Origin of the sequence: Streptomyces sp. TRM64462, assembly GCF_013362995.1 — a bacterium.
GTDB lineage: Bacteria > Actinomycetota > Actinomycetes > Streptomycetales > Streptomycetaceae > Streptomyces.
On the sequence record NZ_JABWDV010000058.1, the window covers coordinates 1 to 17,109 of the forward strand.

General features: G+C 71.1%; 16 protein-coding genes and 1 riboswitch. Of the genes, 6 read left to right on the plus strand and 10 right to left on the minus strand.

From position 1 onward, the window contains the following. The 4 genes from HTZ82_RS02745 to HTZ82_RS02760 form a co-directional block, all read right to left on the minus strand. On the minus strand, positions 1 to 1,598 hold a 1,598-nt coding region (locus HTZ82_RS02745; RefSeq protein ID WP_175407630.1), incomplete at its 3' end, for a glycoside hydrolase family 3 protein. A 9-nt stretch (positions 1,599 to 1,607) separates the two neighbouring features. Continuing rightward, positions 1,608 to 2,459 carry a carbohydrate ABC transporter permease gene (locus HTZ82_RS02750; protein ID WP_175407631.1) on the minus strand — a complete coding sequence of 284 codons (852 nt, stop codon included), beginning with the start codon at positions 2,457 to 2,459 and terminating at the stop codon, positions 1,608 to 1,610. Then, the gene (locus HTZ82_RS02755) at positions 2,456 to 3,475 is read right to left on the minus strand and encodes a carbohydrate ABC transporter permease (RefSeq protein WP_175407632.1); all 1,020 of its coding nucleotides are present in this window, start codon (positions 3,473 to 3,475) and stop codon (positions 2,456 to 2,458) included. Before HTZ82_RS02755 ends, HTZ82_RS02750 begins: the two co-directional genes overlap by 4 nt. Positions 3,476 to 3,559: 84 nt before the next feature. After that, a complete protein-coding gene (locus HTZ82_RS02760) occupies positions 3,560 to 4,840 on the minus strand; it encodes an extracellular solute-binding protein (RefSeq protein ID WP_175407633.1) in 1,281 nt (426 codons plus the stop codon). 297 nt (positions 4,841 to 5,137) lie between these two features. On the opposite strand from HTZ82_RS02760, the gene HTZ82_RS02765 reads away from it, so the two are divergent. The 3 genes from HTZ82_RS02765 (at position 5,138) to mctP (ending at position 7,930) form a co-directional block, all read left to right on the plus strand. After that, positions 5,138 to 5,923, plus strand: coding sequence for a GntR family transcriptional regulator (locus tag HTZ82_RS02765; protein ID WP_175407644.1), 786 nt, complete (start codon positions 5,138 to 5,140; stop codon positions 5,921 to 5,923). A 151-nt stretch (positions 5,924 to 6,074) separates the two neighbouring features. Then, positions 6,075 to 6,329, plus strand: a complete 255-nt coding sequence (locus tag HTZ82_RS02770) for a DUF3311 domain-containing protein (RefSeq protein ID WP_175407634.1) — start codon at positions 6,075 to 6,077, stop codon at positions 6,327 to 6,329. Continuing rightward, entirely contained in the window at positions 6,326 to 7,930 is a 1,605-nt protein-coding gene (gene mctP / locus HTZ82_RS02775) for a monocarboxylate uptake permease MctP (RefSeq protein WP_175407635.1), read from the plus strand. The genes HTZ82_RS02770 and mctP overlap by 4 nt, the downstream gene beginning before the upstream one ends. Before the next feature lie 90 nt (positions 7,931 to 8,020). Here mctP and HTZ82_RS02780 read toward each other — a convergent pair whose 3' ends face one another. Together HTZ82_RS02780 and HTZ82_RS02785 are read right to left on the minus strand one after the other, a co-directional pair. Next, positions 8,021 to 8,335 (minus strand): type II toxin-antitoxin system PemK/MazF family toxin, encoded by a 315-nt coding sequence (locus tag HTZ82_RS02780; RefSeq protein ID WP_175407636.1) that lies wholly within the window; start codon positions 8,333 to 8,335, stop codon positions 8,021 to 8,023. Further along, positions 8,325 to 8,564 carry a ribbon-helix-helix protein, CopG family gene (locus tag HTZ82_RS02785; protein WP_175407637.1) on the minus strand — a complete coding sequence of 80 codons (240 nt, stop codon included), beginning with the start codon at positions 8,562 to 8,564 and terminating at the stop codon, positions 8,325 to 8,327. Before HTZ82_RS02785 ends, HTZ82_RS02780 begins: the two co-directional genes overlap by 11 nt. 70 nt (positions 8,565 to 8,634) lie before the next feature. Between HTZ82_RS02785 and HTZ82_RS02790 the strand changes: the two genes are divergently transcribed. The 3 genes from HTZ82_RS02790 (at position 8,635) to HTZ82_RS02800 (ending at position 12,858) form a co-directional block, all read left to right on the plus strand. Next, positions 8,635 to 9,135 (plus strand): GNAT family N-acetyltransferase, encoded by a 501-nt coding sequence (locus HTZ82_RS02790; RefSeq protein ID WP_175407638.1) that lies wholly within the window; start codon positions 8,635 to 8,637, stop codon positions 9,133 to 9,135. Positions 9,136 to 9,188: 53 nt separating this feature from the next. Further along, a riboswitch (cobalamin riboswitch) is annotated at positions 9,189 to 9,318 on the plus strand. 148 nt (positions 9,319 to 9,466) lie between these two features. Next, a complete protein-coding gene (locus HTZ82_RS02795; RefSeq protein WP_175407639.1) occupies positions 9,467 to 11,842 on the plus strand; it encodes a ribonucleoside-diphosphate reductase subunit alpha in 2,376 nt (791 codons plus the stop codon). After that, a complete protein-coding gene (locus HTZ82_RS02800) occupies positions 11,842 to 12,858 on the plus strand; it encodes a ribonucleotide-diphosphate reductase subunit beta (RefSeq protein ID WP_175407640.1) in 1,017 nt (338 codons plus the stop codon). The genes HTZ82_RS02795 and HTZ82_RS02800 overlap by 1 nt, the downstream gene beginning before the upstream one ends. 85 nt (positions 12,859 to 12,943) lie before the next feature. Here HTZ82_RS02800 and def read toward each other — a convergent pair whose 3' ends face one another. From def to HTZ82_RS02820, 4 genes are all read right to left on the minus strand, one after another. Continuing rightward, a complete protein-coding gene (gene def / locus HTZ82_RS02805) occupies positions 12,944 to 13,594 on the minus strand; it encodes a peptide deformylase (protein WP_175407641.1) in 651 nt (216 codons plus the stop codon). 71 nt (positions 13,595 to 13,665) lie between these two features. After that, on the minus strand, positions 13,666 to 14,646 hold the full coding sequence (locus HTZ82_RS02810; protein ID WP_175407642.1) for a hypothetical protein: 981 nt from the start codon (positions 14,644 to 14,646) through the stop codon (positions 13,666 to 13,668). Positions 14,647 to 14,743: 97 nt separating this feature from the next. Further along, on the minus strand, positions 14,744 to 16,018 hold the full coding sequence (locus HTZ82_RS02815) for an HD-GYP domain-containing protein (RefSeq protein WP_375540772.1): 1,275 nt from the start codon (positions 16,016 to 16,018) through the stop codon (positions 14,744 to 14,746). Continuing rightward, positions 16,015 to 17,109 (minus strand): HD-GYP domain-containing protein (locus HTZ82_RS02820; RefSeq protein WP_175407643.1); only part of this gene is annotated, 1,095 nt, incomplete at its 5' end. The genes HTZ82_RS02820 and HTZ82_RS02815, both read right to left, overlap by 4 nt.

The following is a 17,109-nucleotide window of genomic DNA, read 5'->3' on the forward strand; positions in this document are numbered from 1 at the left end:
CACACGCCGGCGATGACCTCCGCCGCCGCCGCCCCGCACACCCTCGCCGCGCCGTGCGTGGCGATGTGCAGCGCACCGCGCGGCGGAGCCTGGTTCAGGCCCATCTCCACCACGACGGTGCCGGGGCGGGCGTCGAGCAGCCCGTCCAGCGCCTCCCTCATCCAGGCGTGACGGTGCGCGTCGCGCACGACGGCCACGATGCGGCGCTCCCCGGCCGCCCGCAGCACGTCCTCCACGGCGGCGTCCGCGCCGTAGGTCCCGGTCCGGGTGCCGGGCAGCAACCGGTCCAGCTCGGCGGCGATGCCCCACGGGGTCTCGTCGCCGACAGCGATGTTCGGCACGGGCGTGAACGACGCCACGTACGGGCCTTCGGCCGGCGCCTCGTACGGCTTCTCACCCGCCGTGACGCGCAGCGCCCGCCGCGCGGCCACCAGGCCGATGTCGGTGCCGGCTCCCGTGTCGGTGCCGGCTTCCGTGTCGGTGCCGGCTTCCGTGTCGGTGCCGGGCGCGGTCCCCTCCTGCACCGCCGCGCCCGGCCCCGTCCGAGCCCCCCTGGCCGGGTGCGACCGGACCCAGGACGCCAGCGCGCGCACCCGCGCGGCCGCGTCGGCCAGTCGCTCCTCGGGCAGTTCGCCGGTCCGTACCGCGGCCACCAGCGCGTCGCGCAGGCGCAGTACGGTCTCCTCGTCGGCCAGGCCGCCGCCGACGCACAGGGCGTCGGCACCCGCGGCGACCGCGAGGACGGAGCCGCGCTCCATCCCGTACGTCGATGCGATGGCCTGCATCTCCACCGCGTCGGTGACGATGAGGCCGTCGTAGCCCAGCTCACGCCGCAGCAGACCGGTGAGGATCCGCGGGCTCAGCGTGGCCGGGTTGTCCGGGTCGAGCGCGGGCAGCAGGATATGCGCGCTCATCACCGATTTGGAACCCGCGGCGACGGCCGCGCGGAAAGGTACCAGCTCACGGGCGTGCAGTGTGTCCGGATCCACAGCGATGAGGGGCATCGCGTGGTGCGAGTCCACGTTGGTGTCGCCGTGTCCGGGGAAGTGCTTGGTGCACGCGGCGACGCCCGCGGACTGCATGCCCTCGATGTAGGCGGCGGTGTGCCGGGCGACCAGGTCGGGGTCGGAGCCGAACGACCGCACGCCGATGACTGGATTGTCCGGGTTCGAGTTGACGTCGGCGGACGGCGCCCAGTTGAGGTCGACGCCGCAGTCCGCGAGCCGGCGGCCCAGTGCGTGGGCGACGGCCCGGGTGAGGCCGGTGTCGTCGACGGTGCCGAGGGCGAGGTTGCCGGGGAACGAGGAGCCGGTGCGCACTTCGAGGCGCGTGACGTCGCCGCCCTCCTCGTCGATGGCGACGAGGACGTCGTCCCGCTCGGCGCGCAGCGCGGCGGTGAGCCCGGCGACCTGTTCGGGTGTGACGACGTTGCGGCCGAACAGGGCGACCGACCCGAGGCCCTCGCCGATGCGGCGGAGCACCCAGTCCGGGGGTGCGGTGGTGCCGGCGAAGCCGGGCTGGAGGACGGTCAGGGCGTCACGGGTGAGGGCGTCGGGGGTGCCGGAGGTGCCTGAGGTGCCGCGTACGAGTGTGGTCATGGTGCGGCGTCATCCCTTCACTGCGCCGGCGGTGAGGCCCGCGGCCATCTTGCGCTGGACGAGGAGGAAGAGGATCACGATGGGGACGGCCATCATGGTGGAGCCCGCCATCATCGGGGCGTACTCGGTGCCGTTCTTGGTGATGAAGTTGCCCAGCCAGACGGTGGCCGTCTGGTTCTGCTGGCTCATCAGCATCAGGGCGTACAGGTACTCGTTCCAGGCCTGGATGAAGCCGTAGACCGAGGTGGCGACCATGCCGGGGGCGAGCAGCGGGAACACGACCCGGACGAAGGCGCCGGTGCGGGTGCAGCCGTCGACCATGGCCGCCTCCTCCAGCTCCTTGGGGATGTTCACGATGAAGCCGCGCAGGGTCCACACCGTGAAGGGGAGGACGAAGGTCAGATACGTGATGACGAGGCCGGTCAGCCGGTCGTACTGGCCCAGGTCGTTGAGGAGCAGGAAGACCGGGATGATCATGGCGACCAGCGGGACCATCTGGACCGCGAGGATGCCGACGATCACGATCTTGCGGCCGCGGAAGGCGAACCGGGAGATGGCCAGCGCGGCCAGCATGCCGACGGCGATGCCGATGACGACCACGACGAGCGAGACGGTCATGCTGCGCCCGACCGGTCCCCAGAAGTCCGCGATCTGCAGGGCCCGCTCGAAGTTCTCCAGCGTGAACGTGGAGGGGAAGAAGTGCGGGTCCGGGTCGATGGCGTCCTTGGCCGGCTTGAAGGCCGTGTTCACCATCCAGTAGACGGGGAAGCCGAGGGTGACGAAGACGAGCAGGCCCAGCAGGTTCCAGCCCGCCTTGGACTTCCGGCGGCGCGGCCGCGGCGTGGCGGTGGTCGTGGTCACTCCACCTCTCCGATCTTGAGCATCTGACGCATGTAGACGGCCACCGCGCCGAGCAGCAGGAAGACGGTGACGAGGGCGATCGCGGAGCCGGTGCCGTAGTCGTTGACGACGAACGCCTTGTCGAACGAGTAGGTGGTGAGCACCTGGAACTCGGGCTCGGGGTGGCCGTTGCGCATCACGTACACCTGCGGGAAGACGCCCATGTCCCAGATGACGGAGAGCGTCGTCAGCATGACGATGATGGGCTTGAGGATCGGCAGCGTGACGTAGCGGAACACGCCCCACGCGCCGGCGCCGTCGAGGCGGGCGGCCTCCTCCAGCTCCTTGGGCACCTGGGTGAGGCCGGCGCTCAGCGTGATGACGACGAACGGCACGGCGCCCCAGACCACGAGCAGCATGATCACGGCGAGGCCCTGGGGGCCGCTGGCGAACCAGTTGTGACCGATCATGTCGACGCCGGGCAGCTTGTCGATCAGCCAGTTGAGTACGCCGTAGTCGGCGTCGAAGAGCCATTTGAAGATGGCCGTGGCGACGATGATGGGCATGCCCCAGCTCGCCACGAGGACGATGCTGACGAGCGCCTTGACCCATGGCGAGACCCGCTGGAGCAGCAGGGCGATCAGCATGCCGATGACCATGGTGAGGATCACCGCGCCGCCGGCGAAGACGACGGTGCGCAGGACGACGGTCCAGAACTCGCCGTCGGTGAGGATCTTGGTGAAGTTGGCGAAGCCGACGTTCTCGGCCTCCTGGAAGCCCCAGAGCTGCGGCTGGCCGAACTTCTGGAAGGAGAGGCTGACCAGGCGTACCAGCGGATAGCCCAGGACGAGGACCAGGACCGTGAGGCAGGGGGCGAGCAGCAGCCAGGGGACGCCCGCCCCGGCTCCGCGGCCCCGGCCGGGTCCTGTGGTCCGCTTGCCGCCCGGTGTGCCGGGGGCGCCGGCTCCCCGGCCGGACGACGGTGGCGACTGCCGCACCGGCGGCACCTTCGCGGTGGTTGTGTCTGCGGCACTCATCCCGTGCTCCTCAGCGGTCCCTCTCGTGGTACGGGAGCCGGGGCCCCGCCGGCGTCACGCGCGCGGCGGGGCCCCGGCCACAGGTCACTTAGTGTTGATGACCTTGTCGATCGCGGCGTCCGCCTCCTTGGCGGCGTCCTCGACCGACTTCTTGCCGTTGGCGATGTCGATGAGCATCGTCTTGAGGATCTGGGCCTTCTCGACCTGGCCCCAGCCGGGGGCGGTCGGCACGAACCAGCTCGACTCGGCGGCGGTGGCGGGGACCGTGGTGGCCGGGTCGGCCTTCAGCGGGGCGAGGTCCGCCTTGTTGTTGGGCAGGTTGCCCTTGCCGATGAGGCCCTTCTGGCCCTCGCTGCCGGTGTAGGCGGCGATCCACTCGGCGGCGACGCCCTGGGCCTTGGACTTGACCGGGATGGCCAGGTCGGAGCCGCCCAGGAAGACCGGGAGGTTCTTGCCGGACGGGCCGGGCATCACGAAGTTCTCGAGCTTGTCCTTGAGGCCGCCCACCTTGTCGTTCTTCGGGTCGGCGGCGGTGGCGCCCTCCCAGGCGGCGGCGAAGATCGTGGCGGCGTTGCCCTGGCCGTAGACGACGGGACGGTCGGCCTCGTCCTTCGTCTTGTCGCCGTGCATGTACTTGCCGACGATGTCCTTGTACGCCTTGAGGCCCTTGAGGGACTCGGGCGATGACAGGTTCGCCTTCCAGTTCTCGCCCTCCTGCTCGGCGATGGAGCCGCCGGCGTCGTAGACGAACGACATGGCCGCGTACCAGTCGGGGGACGGCTGGTACCAGGCGCTGAACTTGTCGCCCTTCTTCGCCTGGATCTTGTCGAGCGCGGCGGTCAGCTCGGCCCATGTCTTCGGCGTGGCCGTGACGCCCGCCTCGGCGGCGACGTCCTTGCGCCAGGTGCCGACGCGGCCGCCCGCGTAGTAGGGGACGCCGTAGGTCTTGCCGTTGTAGGTGACGGAGTCCTTGAGGGCGTCCAGCCACTTGTCGGAGTTCTCGAACTTCGACGGGTCGACCTCGGCGAAGGCGCCCTTCACCATGTAGCTGATCATCTCGGAGTTGCCCATCTCGACAACGTCCGGGGCCTTGTCCGTCGCGAGGACGGCGTCCAGCTTGGTGTTCTTGTCGGGCCAGCCGTAGTACTCGTGCTTGATCTTGATGCCCGGGTACTTCTTGGCGATCTTGTCGTCGGCCGCCTTGACCAGCTCGGGCCAGTTGTTCTGCGCGTCGACGGTCAGCCAGACGGTGAGCTCCTTGGCGTCGCCGCCGGCGTTGTCCCCACCCTTGTCGGAACCGCCGCACGCGGCGACTCCGGCCATCATGCCCGCGACGCCGATCGCCGCGATGAGCTTGCGCTTCACGCCACCCTCCTCAGGGATGCCTGCAACCCCTGCCCACCGCGAAGACCTACGACGTACGACGAACGACGAGTACTGCTCGTGGGGCTGGGCCTGGTCTTTAATGGTTTAGACCAGTAACCCGGAGCTTGGCCTAGACCTTTAGGGGTGTCAAGGGTGTATAAGAAGGGCTGTTGGGTCCGTTATCGGACCGACACCTGAGGAGGGGCGACGACCCGTGACCGGTCCGTGCCACCATGTGAGCCGCGACAGACGGAGGAGCCGGTGACGGCAGCAGCACAGGAGTCGGGAAGGCAGGCCATGGCCACGCACAGTGGCGGTACGGAGACCGCGGCCGGGACCGCGCCGGAGAACGGCACGGTGACCCGGACGGCTCGCGTGCCGAAGTACTACCGGCTCAAGCGGCACCTGCTGGAGATGACGGAGACGATGCCGCCCGGCACGCCCGTGCCGCCCGAGCGTACCCTCGCCGCCGAGTTCGACACCTCGCGCACCACCGTCCGGCAGGCCCTCCAGGAGCTGGTCGTCGAGGGCCGCCTGGAACGCATCCAGGGCAAGGGGACGTTCGTCGCCAAGCCCAAGGTCTCGCAGGCGCTCCAGCTCACCTCGTACACCGAGGACATGCGCGCCCAGGGCCTGGAACCGACCTCGCAGCTCCTGGACATCGGCTACATCACCGCCGACGACACCCTCGCGGGGCTGCTCGACATCCAGCCCGGCGGGCGCGTGCTGCGCATCGAGCGGCTGCGGCTCGCCAGCGGCGAGCCCATGGCCATCGAGACCACGCACCTGTCCGCCAAGCGCTTCCCGGCGCTGCGCCGGTCCCTCGTGAAGTACAGCTCGCTGTACACGGCGCTGGCCGAGGTGTACGACGTACGGCTCGCCGAGGCGGAGGAGACCATCGAGACGTCCCTGGCCACCCCGCGCGAGGCCGGGCTGCTCGGTACGGACGTGGGCCTGCCGATGCTGATGCTGTCGCGGCACTCGCTGGACGCCCAGGGCGAGCCCGTCGAGTGGGTGCGGTCCGTGTACCGGGGCGACCGGTACAAGTTCGTCGCCCGCCTCAAGCGCCCGGCGGCCGACTAGGGTTCGCCCGCGCTCCCGTCACACTCGTCACACACGTCACATCTGTCACTGCAGTCACACCGTTATCAAGTGACGGGTTCCCTGCAGCCGAACGGTCGCCTAGATTTCCCGCATCGCCGCACGGCTGATCATGAGGGGACGGTGCTGCCGTATGTCGGAAGTGACGCAGGAGAAACCACCGGTGGTGACTCCGGTCCGGGTGGTGATCGCGCTCTGCCTGTTCGCACCGTTCGTGGCGATGCTCTGGGTGAGTTCGTACGCGAAGACGGACCCGCAGCTCGCCGGCATCCCGTTCTTCTACTGGTACCAGATGCTGTGGGTGGCCGTCTCCACGGCGCTGACGATGGTCGCGTACAAGCTCTGGCACCGTGACCAGCGCGCGCGCAAGGGGGGTGCGTCGCGGTGAAGGACGGTGTGAACGGCGTCGCGCTCGCCGTATTCGTCTTGTTCTTCCTGCTGGTGACGGTCATGGGCTTCATGGCCGCGCGCTGGCGCAAGGCGGAGAACGAGAACAGCCTCGACGAATGGGGCCTGGGCGGCCGCTCGTTCGGGACCTGGGTCACCTGGTTCCTGCTGGGCGGCGACCTCTACACGGCGTACACGTTCGTCGCGGTCCCCGCGGCCATCTACGCCGCGGGCGCGGCCGGCTTCTTCGCCGTGCCGTACACGATCCTCGTCTACCCGCTGATCTTCACGTTCCTGCCGCGCCTGTGGTCGGTCTCGCACAAGCACGGGTACGTGACGACGTCGGACTTCGTGCGCGGCCGCTGGGACTCCAAGGGCCTGTCGCTGGCGGTCGCCGTCACCGGCATCCTGGCCACGATGCCGTACATCGCGCTCCAACTCGTCGGCATCCAGGCCGTGCTGGACGTGATGGGCGTCGGCGGCGGCGAGTCCACGCACTGGTTCATCAGGGACCTGCCGCTGCTCATCGCGTTCGGTGTCCTCGCCGCGTACACGTACTCGTCGGGGCTGCGCGCACCGGCCCTGATCGCGTTCGTCAAGGACACGCTCATCTACATCGTCATCGCGGTGGCGATCATCTACATCCCCATCAAGCTGGGCGGCTTCGACGCGATCTTCGGTGCGGCGAGCGAGAAGTTCACGAGCACCGGCAAGGGCGCGCTCGTGCCGGGCGAGGCGGGCCAGTGGACGTACGCGACGCTGGCGTTCGGCTCGGCGCTCGCGCTGTTCATGTACCCGCACTCGATCACCGCGACGCTGTCGTCCGGCAGCCGTGACGTCATCCGCCGCAACACCACGATCCTGCCGCTGTACTCGGTCATGCTGGGTCTGCTGGCGCTCCTCGGGTTCATGGCGATCGCCGCCGGTATCAAGGTGGAGAACGGCCAGCTCGCCATCCCGCAGCTCTTCGAGACCATGTTCCCCGACTGGTTCGCGGGTGTGGCGTTCGCCGCCATCGGCATCGGCGCGCTGGTGCCCGCGGCCATCATGTCGATCGCCGCGGCCAACCTCTTCACGCGCAACATCTACAAGGACTTCCTGAAGCCGGACGCCACGCCGGCGCAGGAGACCAAGGTGTCCAAGCTGGTGTCGCTCCTGGTGAAGGTGGGCGCGCTGGCGTTCGTCCTGACGCTGGACAAGACGGTCGCCATCAACTTCCAGCTGCTGGGCGGTATCTGGATCCTCCAGACGTTCCCGGCCCTGGTCGGCGGTCTGTTCACGCGCTGGTTCCACCGCTGGGCGCTGCTCGGCGGCTGGGCGGTCGGCATGGTGTACGGCACGTGGACCGCGTACAACGTGGCGACGCCGACGCAGAAGCACTTCGGCGGTTCGTCCGCGGCGATCCCGGGCATCGGCGAGATCGGCTACATCGGCCTCACCGCGTTCGTGCTGAACCTGGTCGTGACCGTCGCCCTGACGTTCGTGCTGCGCGCGCTCAAGGCCCCGGAGGGCACCGACCAGACGTCGCCGTCCGACTACACGGCCGACTCGGGCGACCCGGGCGTCAAGACGGAGCTGCCGAAGGTGGGTGCCGGGCACTGACAGCAGCCGCACAGACGGCGAGGGCCGCCGTACGTCCCGGTCACCCGGGACCGTACGGCGGCCCTCGCCCTGTCCGTCCTGACGGTCGCGTCAGAGCAGGCCCAGCACCAGCTTGACCGCGCGCTCGATGTCGTCCCACTCCTCCGGGTCGACGCGCCCCGCGAAGTCGCCGAGCCGTCCCGGATCGACGGCCGTCATCTGCTCGACGAGGACCACCGTGGCCGTACCGTTCATGTCCAGCTTCGGGTGCAGCAGGCCTGGGGCGGCGCTCGTCGATGTCGGCGCGACGATCAGGGTCGACGTGGTGAGCACCTCGGTCTGGAGAACGACCGCGTAGCGCGTCCCCCTCTGCTCATGGCCGACAGCATCCCTGCGCGGACGCAGCCGGTAGACGTCACCACGCACGGAGGTCGTCCATGTCCGCCCGCACCTCGGCGAGCTCCGCCTGGTAGGCCGGGTCGTTCCGCCACGCCGCGAGCTCGGCGGCCGCCTGACGGTACTGCTCGCGCACGTACGCCTCGTGGATCGCCGCTCTTATGGCGTCGGACGCCGTCATGTCCCGCAGGGCCGCCAGCGCTTCGAGCTCACGGTGGGTGTCCGCGTCCGGACGGAAGCTGATGGTCTTCGGCGTCATACCCTCCATCGTAATACGCCACGCATTACACGCAAGCGGTTCGCGCGCCCACAGGGCAGACTGCCTCCCCATGGACTTCACGATCAGAGCGATACGCCCCGACGAGCACGCAGCGCTCGGGGAGATCAGCGCCCGGGCCTACCTCGACGGCGGGCTGCTGACGTACGGCGAGGACGACGGCTACCTGGACGTGCTCCGCGACGTCGGGCGGCGGGCCGCCGAGGCCGAGGTGCTGGTCGCCGTCGACGCGGACGGCACCGTGCTCGGCGGGGTGACGTTCGTGCCCGGCGGCGGCCCGTGGGCGGACATCGCACAGCCCGGCGAGGCCGAGTTCCGGGTGCTGGCCGTCTCCCCCGCCGCGCGCGGCCGGGGTGTGGGCGAGGCGCTCGTCCACGCCTGCGCGGACCGGGCGCGTGCCCTCGACGGGTGCGGACGGCTCGTCCTGTCCGTCGTCAGCGTCGCCACGGCCGCCCGCGCGCTGTACGAGCGGATGGGTTTCGTCCGCACCCCGCACCGCGACTGGGACCCGCTGGAGGGCGTCCTGCTGCTCACGTACGAGCTGACGCTCTGACACGCCGACAGACACAGCCACTACATCTGGGGGGTGCCGCATCAAGCGCCCCCCACATGTATGCTCATGCTCGCTGTCGCGCAGGGGAATCCGGTGAGAATCCGGAACTGTCCCGCAACGGTGTGATCGGTGTGCTTTCGCGCACCCGCAGTCCGATGACCTGCCGTCAGTGCGCCCGGACCGTCCGGCCCGGGTGCCCCAGACGTCCGGGCCTCGTGGAATGGGCCGGTGGACGCGGTTCACGCACACCCCGATGCCGCCGGGTGTGCGCGCCCCGCTCCCCCGCCGCCTGCCCGCAGGGCCCCGAGCCGAGCGAGGGAGAGCCTCCACCGTGACCATCGCGCCTGCGGATCCGGCCTCAGCCACCACCGGAGTCGACGCGCCCGGGACGGCGCTGCTGCGGACCCTGACCGACCTCACCGCCGACCTGCCCGACGCCGACCCCGGCCGGGTCGCCGCCGCCGCGCTGCGCGGCCGGCACGCCGGGTCGGACGAGGCGGAGCTGCGGGAGCTCGCCACCGAAGCCGCCGCCGGGCTGATCGCCGACGACCCGGCGTACTCCCGGCTCGCCGCGCGGCTGCTGGCCAGGACCATCGCGGAGGAGGCCGCGGGCCAGGGCGCGGTGGCGTTCTCGGCGTCCGTCGCCGTCGGCCACCGCGAGGGGCTCGTCGCGGACCGCACGGCCGCGTTCGTACGGCTCCACACGGACCGCCTGGACGCGCTGGTCGACCCGGCCGCCGACGACCGCTTCGGCTACTTCGGGCTGCGCACCCTCTACTCGCGCTATCTGCTGCGCCACCCGATCACGCGCAAGGTCGTCGAGACCCCGCAGCAGTTCATGCTGCGCGTGGCCTGCGGGCTCGCGGAGGACGACAGCGTACGGGCCGTGGAGGAGGTCGAGGCGCTGTACGGGCTCATGAGCCGCCTCGACTACCTGCCGTCATCGCCCACCCTGTTCAACTCCGGTACGCGCCACCCGCAGATGTCGTCCTGCTATCTGCTGGACTCGCCGCTGGACGAGCTGGACTCCATCTACGACCGCTACCACCAGGTCGCGCGGCTGTCGAAGCACGCGGGCGGCATCGGCCTGTCGTACTCGCGCGTCCGCGCCCGCGGTTCGCTGATCCGCGGCACCAACGGCCACTCCAACGGCATCGTGCCGTTCCTGAAGACCCTCGACGCGTCGGTCGCCGCCGTCAACCAGGGCGGCCGCCGCAAGGGCGCGGCCGCGGTGTACCTGGAGACCTGGCACGCGGACATCGAGGAGTTCCTTGAGCTCCGCGACAACACGGGCGAGGACGCCCGCCGTACGCACAACCTGAACCTGGCGCACTGGATCCCGGACGAGTTCATGCGCCGCGTCAACGCCGACGCCGAGTGGTCCCTGTTCTCGCCGTCGGACGTGCCCGAGCTGGTCGACCTGTGGGGCGAGGAGTTCGACGCGGTGTACCGGGCCGCCGAGGCCAAGGGCCTGGCCCGCCGTACGCTCCCGGCCCGCGACCTGTACGGCCGGATGATGCGGACCCTCGCGCAGACCGGCAACGGCTGGATGACGTTCAAGGACGCCGCCAACCGCACCGCCAACCAGACCGCCGAACCCGGCCGCACCGTCCACTCGTCGAACCTGTGCACCGAGATCCTGGAGGTCACGGACGACGGCGAGACGGCCGTCTGCAACCTGGGCTCCGTGAACCTGGGCGCCTTCGTCGACACGGCGGCCGGCGACATCGACTGGGAGCGCCTGGACGAGACCGTCCGTACGGCCGTCACCTTCCTCGACCGGGTCGTGGACATCAACTTCTACCCGACCGAGCAGGCGGGCCGCTCCAACGCCCGCTGGCGGCCGGTGGGCCTGGGCGCGATGGGCCTCCAGGACGTGTTCTTCAAGCTGCGGCTGCCGTTCGACTCGCCCGCGGCGCGCGCCCTGTCGACCCGTATCGCCGAGCGGATCATGCTCGCCGCGTACGAGGCGTCCGCCGGCCTCGCCGAGCGCCACGGCCCGCTCCCGGCCTGGGAGAAGACCCGCACCGCGCGCGGCGTCCTGCATCCCGACCACTACGACGCCGAGCTGACCTGGCCCGAGCGGTGGGCTGCGCTGCGCGCCCGCATCGCGACGGCCGGCATGCGCAACTCGCTGCTCCTGGCGATCGCCCCGACCGCGACGATCGCCTCGATCGCGGGCGTCTACGAGTGCATCGAGCCGCAGGTGTCGAACCTGTTCAAGCGCGAGACGCTGTCCGGCGAGTTCCTCCAGGTCAACTCGTACCTGGTGGAGGACCTGAAGAAGCTCGGCGTGTGGGACGCGCAGACCCGCGAGGCGCTGCGCGAGTCCAACGGCTCGGTGCAGGGCTTCACCTGGGTGCCGGCCGATGTCCGGGAGCTGTACCGCACGGCGTGGGAGATCCCGCAGCGCGGCCTCATCGACATGGCAGCCGCCCGCACCCCGTTCCTGGACCAGTCGCAGTCGCTGAACCTGTTCATGGAGACGCCGACCATCGGCAAGCTGTCGTCGATGTACGCGTACGCCTGGAAGCAGGGCCTGAAGACCACGTACTACCTGCGGTCCCGCCCGGCGACCCGGATCGCCCGCGCGGCGTCGGGCACGGCCGCGGCCGCCGCTCCGATCCCCGTCCAGCAGGCGGCGCCCGACGCGGACGCCGTCGCCTGCTCCCTTGAGAACCCCGAGTCCTGCGAGGCCTGCCAGTAATGAGCACCACCCGTAACACCAACCTCCTCGACCCGGGCTTCGAGCTGACCCTGCGCCCGATGCGCTACCCGGACTTCTACGACCGCTACCGGGACGCGATCAAGAACACCTGGACCGTGGAGGAGGTCGACCTCCACTCCGACGTCGCCGACCTCGCCAAGCTCACCCCCGGCGAGCAGCACATGATCGGCCGCCTGGTCGCGTTCTTCGCGACGGGCGACTCGATCGTGGCGAACAACCTCGTGCTGACGCTCTACAAGCACATCAACTCCCCCGAGGCGCGGCTCTACTTGTCCCGCCAGCTCTTCGAGGAGGCCGTGCACGTCCAGTTCTATCTGACGCTGCTCGACACCTACCTCCCCGACCCGGAGGACCGCGCCGCCGCGTTCGCCGCCGTGGAGAACATCCCCTCCATCCGCGAGAAGGCGCAGTTCTGCTTCCGCTGGATGGACTCGGTCGAGAAGATCGAGCGCCTGGAGACCCAGGCCGACCGCCGCCGCTTCCTGCTCAACCTGATCTGCTTCGCCGCGTGCATCGAGGGCCTGTTCTTCTACGGTGCCTTCGCCTACGTGTACTGGTTCCGCTCCCGCGGCCTGCTGCACGGCCTGGCCACCGGCACCAACTGGGTGTTCCGCGACGAGACGATGCACATGAACTTCGCCTTCGAGGTCGTGGACACCGTCCGCAAGGAGGAGCCGGAGCTCTTCGACGACGAGCTCCAGCGGCAGGTCACCGACATGCTGAAGGAGGCCGTCGAGGCGGAGCTGCAGTTCGGCCGCGACCTGTGCGGCGACGGCCTGCCCGGCATGAACACCGAGTCGATGCGCGAGTACCTCCAGTGCGTCGCCGACCAGCGCCTCCAGCGCCTCGGCTTCGCCCCGGTGTACGGCTCCGAGAACCCGTTCGCGTTCATGGAGCTCCAGGGAGTCCAGGAGCTGACGAACTTCTTCGAGCGCCGCCCGTCCGCCTACCAGGTGGCCGTGGAGGGCTCGGTGGATCTGGACGAGGACTTCTGACCTGGACTTCCGACCTGGACTTCTGACATGACCGAGGGGGCCCCGCTCGTAGCTGAGCGGGGCCCCTCGCGACGTGCCGCACGGCTCAGTCGTTGGGGACGACCGGGTAGCGGGGCGTGCCCTCGGCCATCTGCCGCAGCGCGTCCTTGCGGTCGCGCTTCGACAGCCGGTCGATGTACAGGTAGCCGTACAGGTGGTCCGTCTCGTGCTGGAGGCAGCGGGCGAAGTAGCCGGTGCCGCGCACCTTGATCGGGTTGCCCTTGACGTCCTGGCCGTGCACCTCGGCGTAGTCCGGGCGGGCCAGCGAGGCGTACGCCGTGGGGACGGACAGGCAGCCCTCGTTGGAGTCGTCGAGGATCCGGCGGTCGGCCGGGAGTTCCTGGAGCACCGGGTTGATCACGACACCGGTGTGCCGGACGCCCTCGTCGTCGGGGCAGTCGTAGACGAAGACCTTCAGGTCGACGCCGATCTGGTTGGCGGCCAGGCCGACACCCTCGGCGGTGCGCTGGCTGGCGAACATGTCGTCGACGAGCTGGGCCAGCTCGTCGTCGAACGCGGTGACGTCCTGGCACTCCTTGTGCAGCACCGGGTTGCCGACCACCGTGATGGGACGGGACGTGCCGCGCTCGCGGTGGGCCCGCTCGCGCTCCTCGCAGTCCTCCGTGTCGACGATGTAGCCCTCGTCGTCCACGGGCAGGGTGGTGGTGCCCTGCTGATCCGTCTCCTGCTGCGCCATGTCGGTCGTCCGCGCCTTCCCTGAGTCCCGTGCTTCGTGCCCGTACAGAGTACGGGGCCCCGGTGACAGGCTCAGCAGACTTCCTCCAGATCCCGCCACTCCCGGCTGTCCGGGCTGTCCGCGACCCAGCCGTCCAGCAGGCCCCGCACCAGACCGGCGGGCGCCGCGATGCCGCACTCGCGCTCCGGCACCCACAGGTCCCCCGCCGTGCGGTGGCCGAGCGGGCCCGGGTGGCCGGGCTCGCTGTGGTCGTGCGGGTCGAGGTGCTCACCGTCGCCCTCGGCGCTGGGCATCCGGGACTCGGAGCACGCCCGGCACAGCAGCCGCACCGACGACGACCAGTCCTCGGCGGCGAACCCGGCGTCCGCGGCGAGCTGCTCCAGGGCGTCCCGGTCGGCCTCGGTGGCGGCCTCCAGGAGGACCACCCAGGTGGGCACGGGCGACGGGGCCCACAGCTCGATCTCGTCGAACACGGGGTAGCTGTGCCCGGTGGCGGTGGTGCGCTCGCCGTTGGGGACGCCGTCGTGCAGGACGACCTCGCCCCAGCGGCGCCCGGACGACGGCAGCGGGATGGACAGCACCTCGATACGGGCCGGGTCGAGCCGGCGGCCCCACACCACCTCGGCCTCGCCCTCAGGCGACAGCCGCACGGCGGCGCTGCCCAGCTCCATCCCGGCCGGCTCACCGCCGGGCGCCGAGCTGCCGGGCACCTTCAGCCCGTACGCCTGCCAGGCGCGGCGGGCCAGCGGCCAGTCCTGGAGCGCGGTGGCGGCGATGCCGACGTTCCACCAGTCCGGCGCCCCGGTCTCCCGGTCGAGCAGCGCCACGGCACGCAGGCCCGCGGCCCGCGCCTGCTCCCAGTCGTGCCGGAACTTGTGCAGCAGGGCCAGGTTGAACCAGGACTCCGACAGCCAGGGCTCCAGATCCGCGGCCCGCGTCAGCAGCGCGCCGGCGTCCTCGTACCGCCCGTCCCCGATCAGCGTGAACGCGCGGTCGGTGGCCTGCCGCCACGAGGCGGAGGGCCGATGCCGTACCTTCCCGAAGATCCTCACGATTCCCGCCTACCGGTCACTGAAGGTCACTGCCCCCGGACACCCTCTTGCTGGCATCCAACCATGCCCGGTCGCACGCCCGCTCATTACCCATGGGTTACCCCGGTACCCGGCCCGCGACGCCGCCGCGGGCGAGGACTCTGACGAGCGATTCCACCACCGCGGGATGGTAGTCCCGGGCCGTTCCGAGACGGAGGTGCTCCAGGGCCCGGAGCGCCCCCTGGGCGGTTTCCCCGGACAGATCGTCGTACGCGTTCACGGCGCGGACGATCCGTGCGGCGAGTGGCTGTTCGCGGTACGGGTCGGCCTGCCGCTCCACGACGACGGCGACGGCGGCCGGGACGCCGGTCTGCCGGACCACGGCGCCGCCGAGGAGCGCGATACGGCGCTGCTCGTCGGCGGGCAGCAGGGCGGTGGCGCCCTCCGGGACCGGGTCGACGAGCGACAGCTGCCCGATGTCGTGCATGAGCGCCGCGTACTCCAGGACGGTCAGCTCCTCGCCGGACAGCCCTAGCTCGCGGCCGACGGCCTTGCTGAGCACGGCGACGCGGTGGGCGTGCCCGGCCGGCGTGTACCCGGCGACCTCGGTGGACCTGGCGAGGGACGCGATGGTCTGGCGGTAGGTGCGGCGTACGGAGGCGTAGCGGCCGAACGCGAGCTGTGTCAGCAGCAGCGGTACGCAGAACACGGGCAGCGCCCAGAGTCCGGCGACGGCCACGGCCAGCGCGATCACGGCGCCGGTCGCGCACACGGCGGACCCGATGCCGAGGAGGGCGCGCAGCTCGTCGCGGAGCAGGGGCGCGTACGGGTACCGGGTGCGGGCGTGCAGCAGCAGGGCCGCGAGCACGGCGTCGCACAGCGCGGTGAGCAGGAGGAGCAGCAGCAGGAACAGGGCGTGGAAGGGACCGTGCCCGGCGGTGGCGGCGAGGACGCCGGTGTTGTACAGGGGCTGGAAGCACACGGCGGCGAAGGCGACGGTGAGGATCCGGCGGGCCACCTGGTCGGGCTCGGGCCCGCGGCCCCGGGCCAGGTGCGGTACGGCTCCGACGAGCACCCCGGCCGCCACCACGGCGACGACCTGGGCGGCGCCGTGGCTGGTGGGCCGGCCGCCGGCCTCACCGAGCAGGGCGTACGCCAGGGCGCCCGCGGCCCCGAGCGGCGCGGGCTCCCGCAGCCGGCCGCCCCGCCGGACCAGCTCCCCGACGGCGACGAGCACCCCGAACGCCAGGGCGACCCCGGGCTCGGCGACCCCGCCCCGGAGCGTCCACCCGAGCCCCCCGACGGCCACGACGAGCGCGGCACCGTGCACGGCGACCACGACCAGCGGCGTACCCGGCACGCGCAGCACGGCTGGGGTGCTTCCCTCTGTCACGCCGCACCCCCAGGCTTCCCGGCGGCCTCCTCGTGCGCTTCGCTTGGGCGGTGCCGCCGGTTCTGCCTGTGGGCATGCGTTCCTCCTGGGGCGATGGGGGTCTCCCCTGCTCGAGCGGAGTCGAGAGCTTGGGGGAGGGTGGGCACAGGCGGAACCGGCCCCTTGGCCGGACCTTCCGTCGCGGGCGCCGACCGCTGGGCGGGAGGGAAGGGCGCGGCCGCCGCGCCCGGTTCGTCGGACGTGACCGCCGTCTGCCAGCCATGGCGGCCCAGCGCACGGGCCAACGCCCGGACCATCGCGGGGTCGAACTGGCTGCCCGCGCACCGCTCCAGCTCGGCGAGGGCCGTGGCGACCGGCCGCGCACGGCTGTACGACCGGGTCGACGTCATGGCGTCGAACGCGTCCGCGACGGCGACGACCCGGGCGAACTCCGGGATCTCGGGCCCGCGCAGCCCGTACGGGTAGCCGGTGCCGTCGAGCCGCTCGTGGTGGTGGAGGATCGCGGCGCGCGCCTCGCCGAGGAAGCCGATGCCGCGCACCATCTCGTGCCCGTACTCCGGGTGCAGTTCGATGACCCGCCGCTCCTCGGGCGTCAGCGGCCCGTCCTTGCGCAGCACCCGCGTGGGCACCCCGAGCTTGCCGACGTCGTGGAGGGTGCCGGCGAACCGGAGGATCTCCAGCCGGGACCCGTCCATGCCCAGCTCACGGCCGATCAGCACCGAGGCGCGGCCCACGCGTTCGCTGTGTCCGCGCGTGTACGTGTCCTTCAGGTCGACCGCCTGGACGAGGGCCCGGATGGTGGCCTGGTGGGCGGCGCGCTCGCGGTGGTACTGGGCGAACACCCAGCTGGAGATGTACATGGGCAGCAGCACGAACAGCGCGGCCGGCCAGCCGTACGGGCTGCGCCACAGCACGGCCGTCATCAGGCCGACCAGGCCGTGCACGGCGTGCGGGGCGAGCGAGCGCCCGAGCAGTCCGCGCCAGGCGGCGCGTGGCGGGACGCGCTCGGCGGTGGCGAGCACGGCGCCGTCGAGGGCGGTCAGCACCAGGCAGAACGCGAGCACCGCGGCGCCCGCCGGCAGCAGGGCGTA

Bases quoted from the DNA above. Each gene is read 5' to 3' on its own strand.
- HTZ82_RS02770 (WP_175407634.1), top strand. From the start codon at position 6,075: ATGTCGGAAGTGACGCAGGAGAAACCACCGGTGGTGACTCCGGTCCGG.
- HTZ82_RS02765 (WP_175407644.1), top strand. From the start codon at position 5,138: ATGGCCACGCACAGTGGCGGTACGGAGACCGCGGCCGGGACCGCGCCG.
- HTZ82_RS02790 (WP_175407638.1), top strand. From the start codon at position 8,635: ATGGACTTCACGATCAGAGCGATACGCCCCGACGAGCACGCAGCGCTC.
- def (WP_175407641.1), bottom strand. From the start codon at position 13,594: ATGGCGCAGCAGGAGACGGATCAGCAGGGCACCACCACCCTGCCCGTG.
- HTZ82_RS02755 (WP_175407632.1), bottom strand. From the start codon at position 3,475: ATGAGTGCCGCAGACACAACCACCGCGAAGGTGCCGCCGGTGCGGCAG.
- HTZ82_RS02785 (WP_175407637.1), bottom strand. From the start codon at position 8,564: ATGACGCCGAAGACCATCAGCTTCCGTCCGGACGCGGACACCCACCGT.
- HTZ82_RS02800 (WP_175407640.1), top strand. From the start codon at position 11,842: ATGAGCACCACCCGTAACACCAACCTCCTCGACCCGGGCTTCGAGCTG.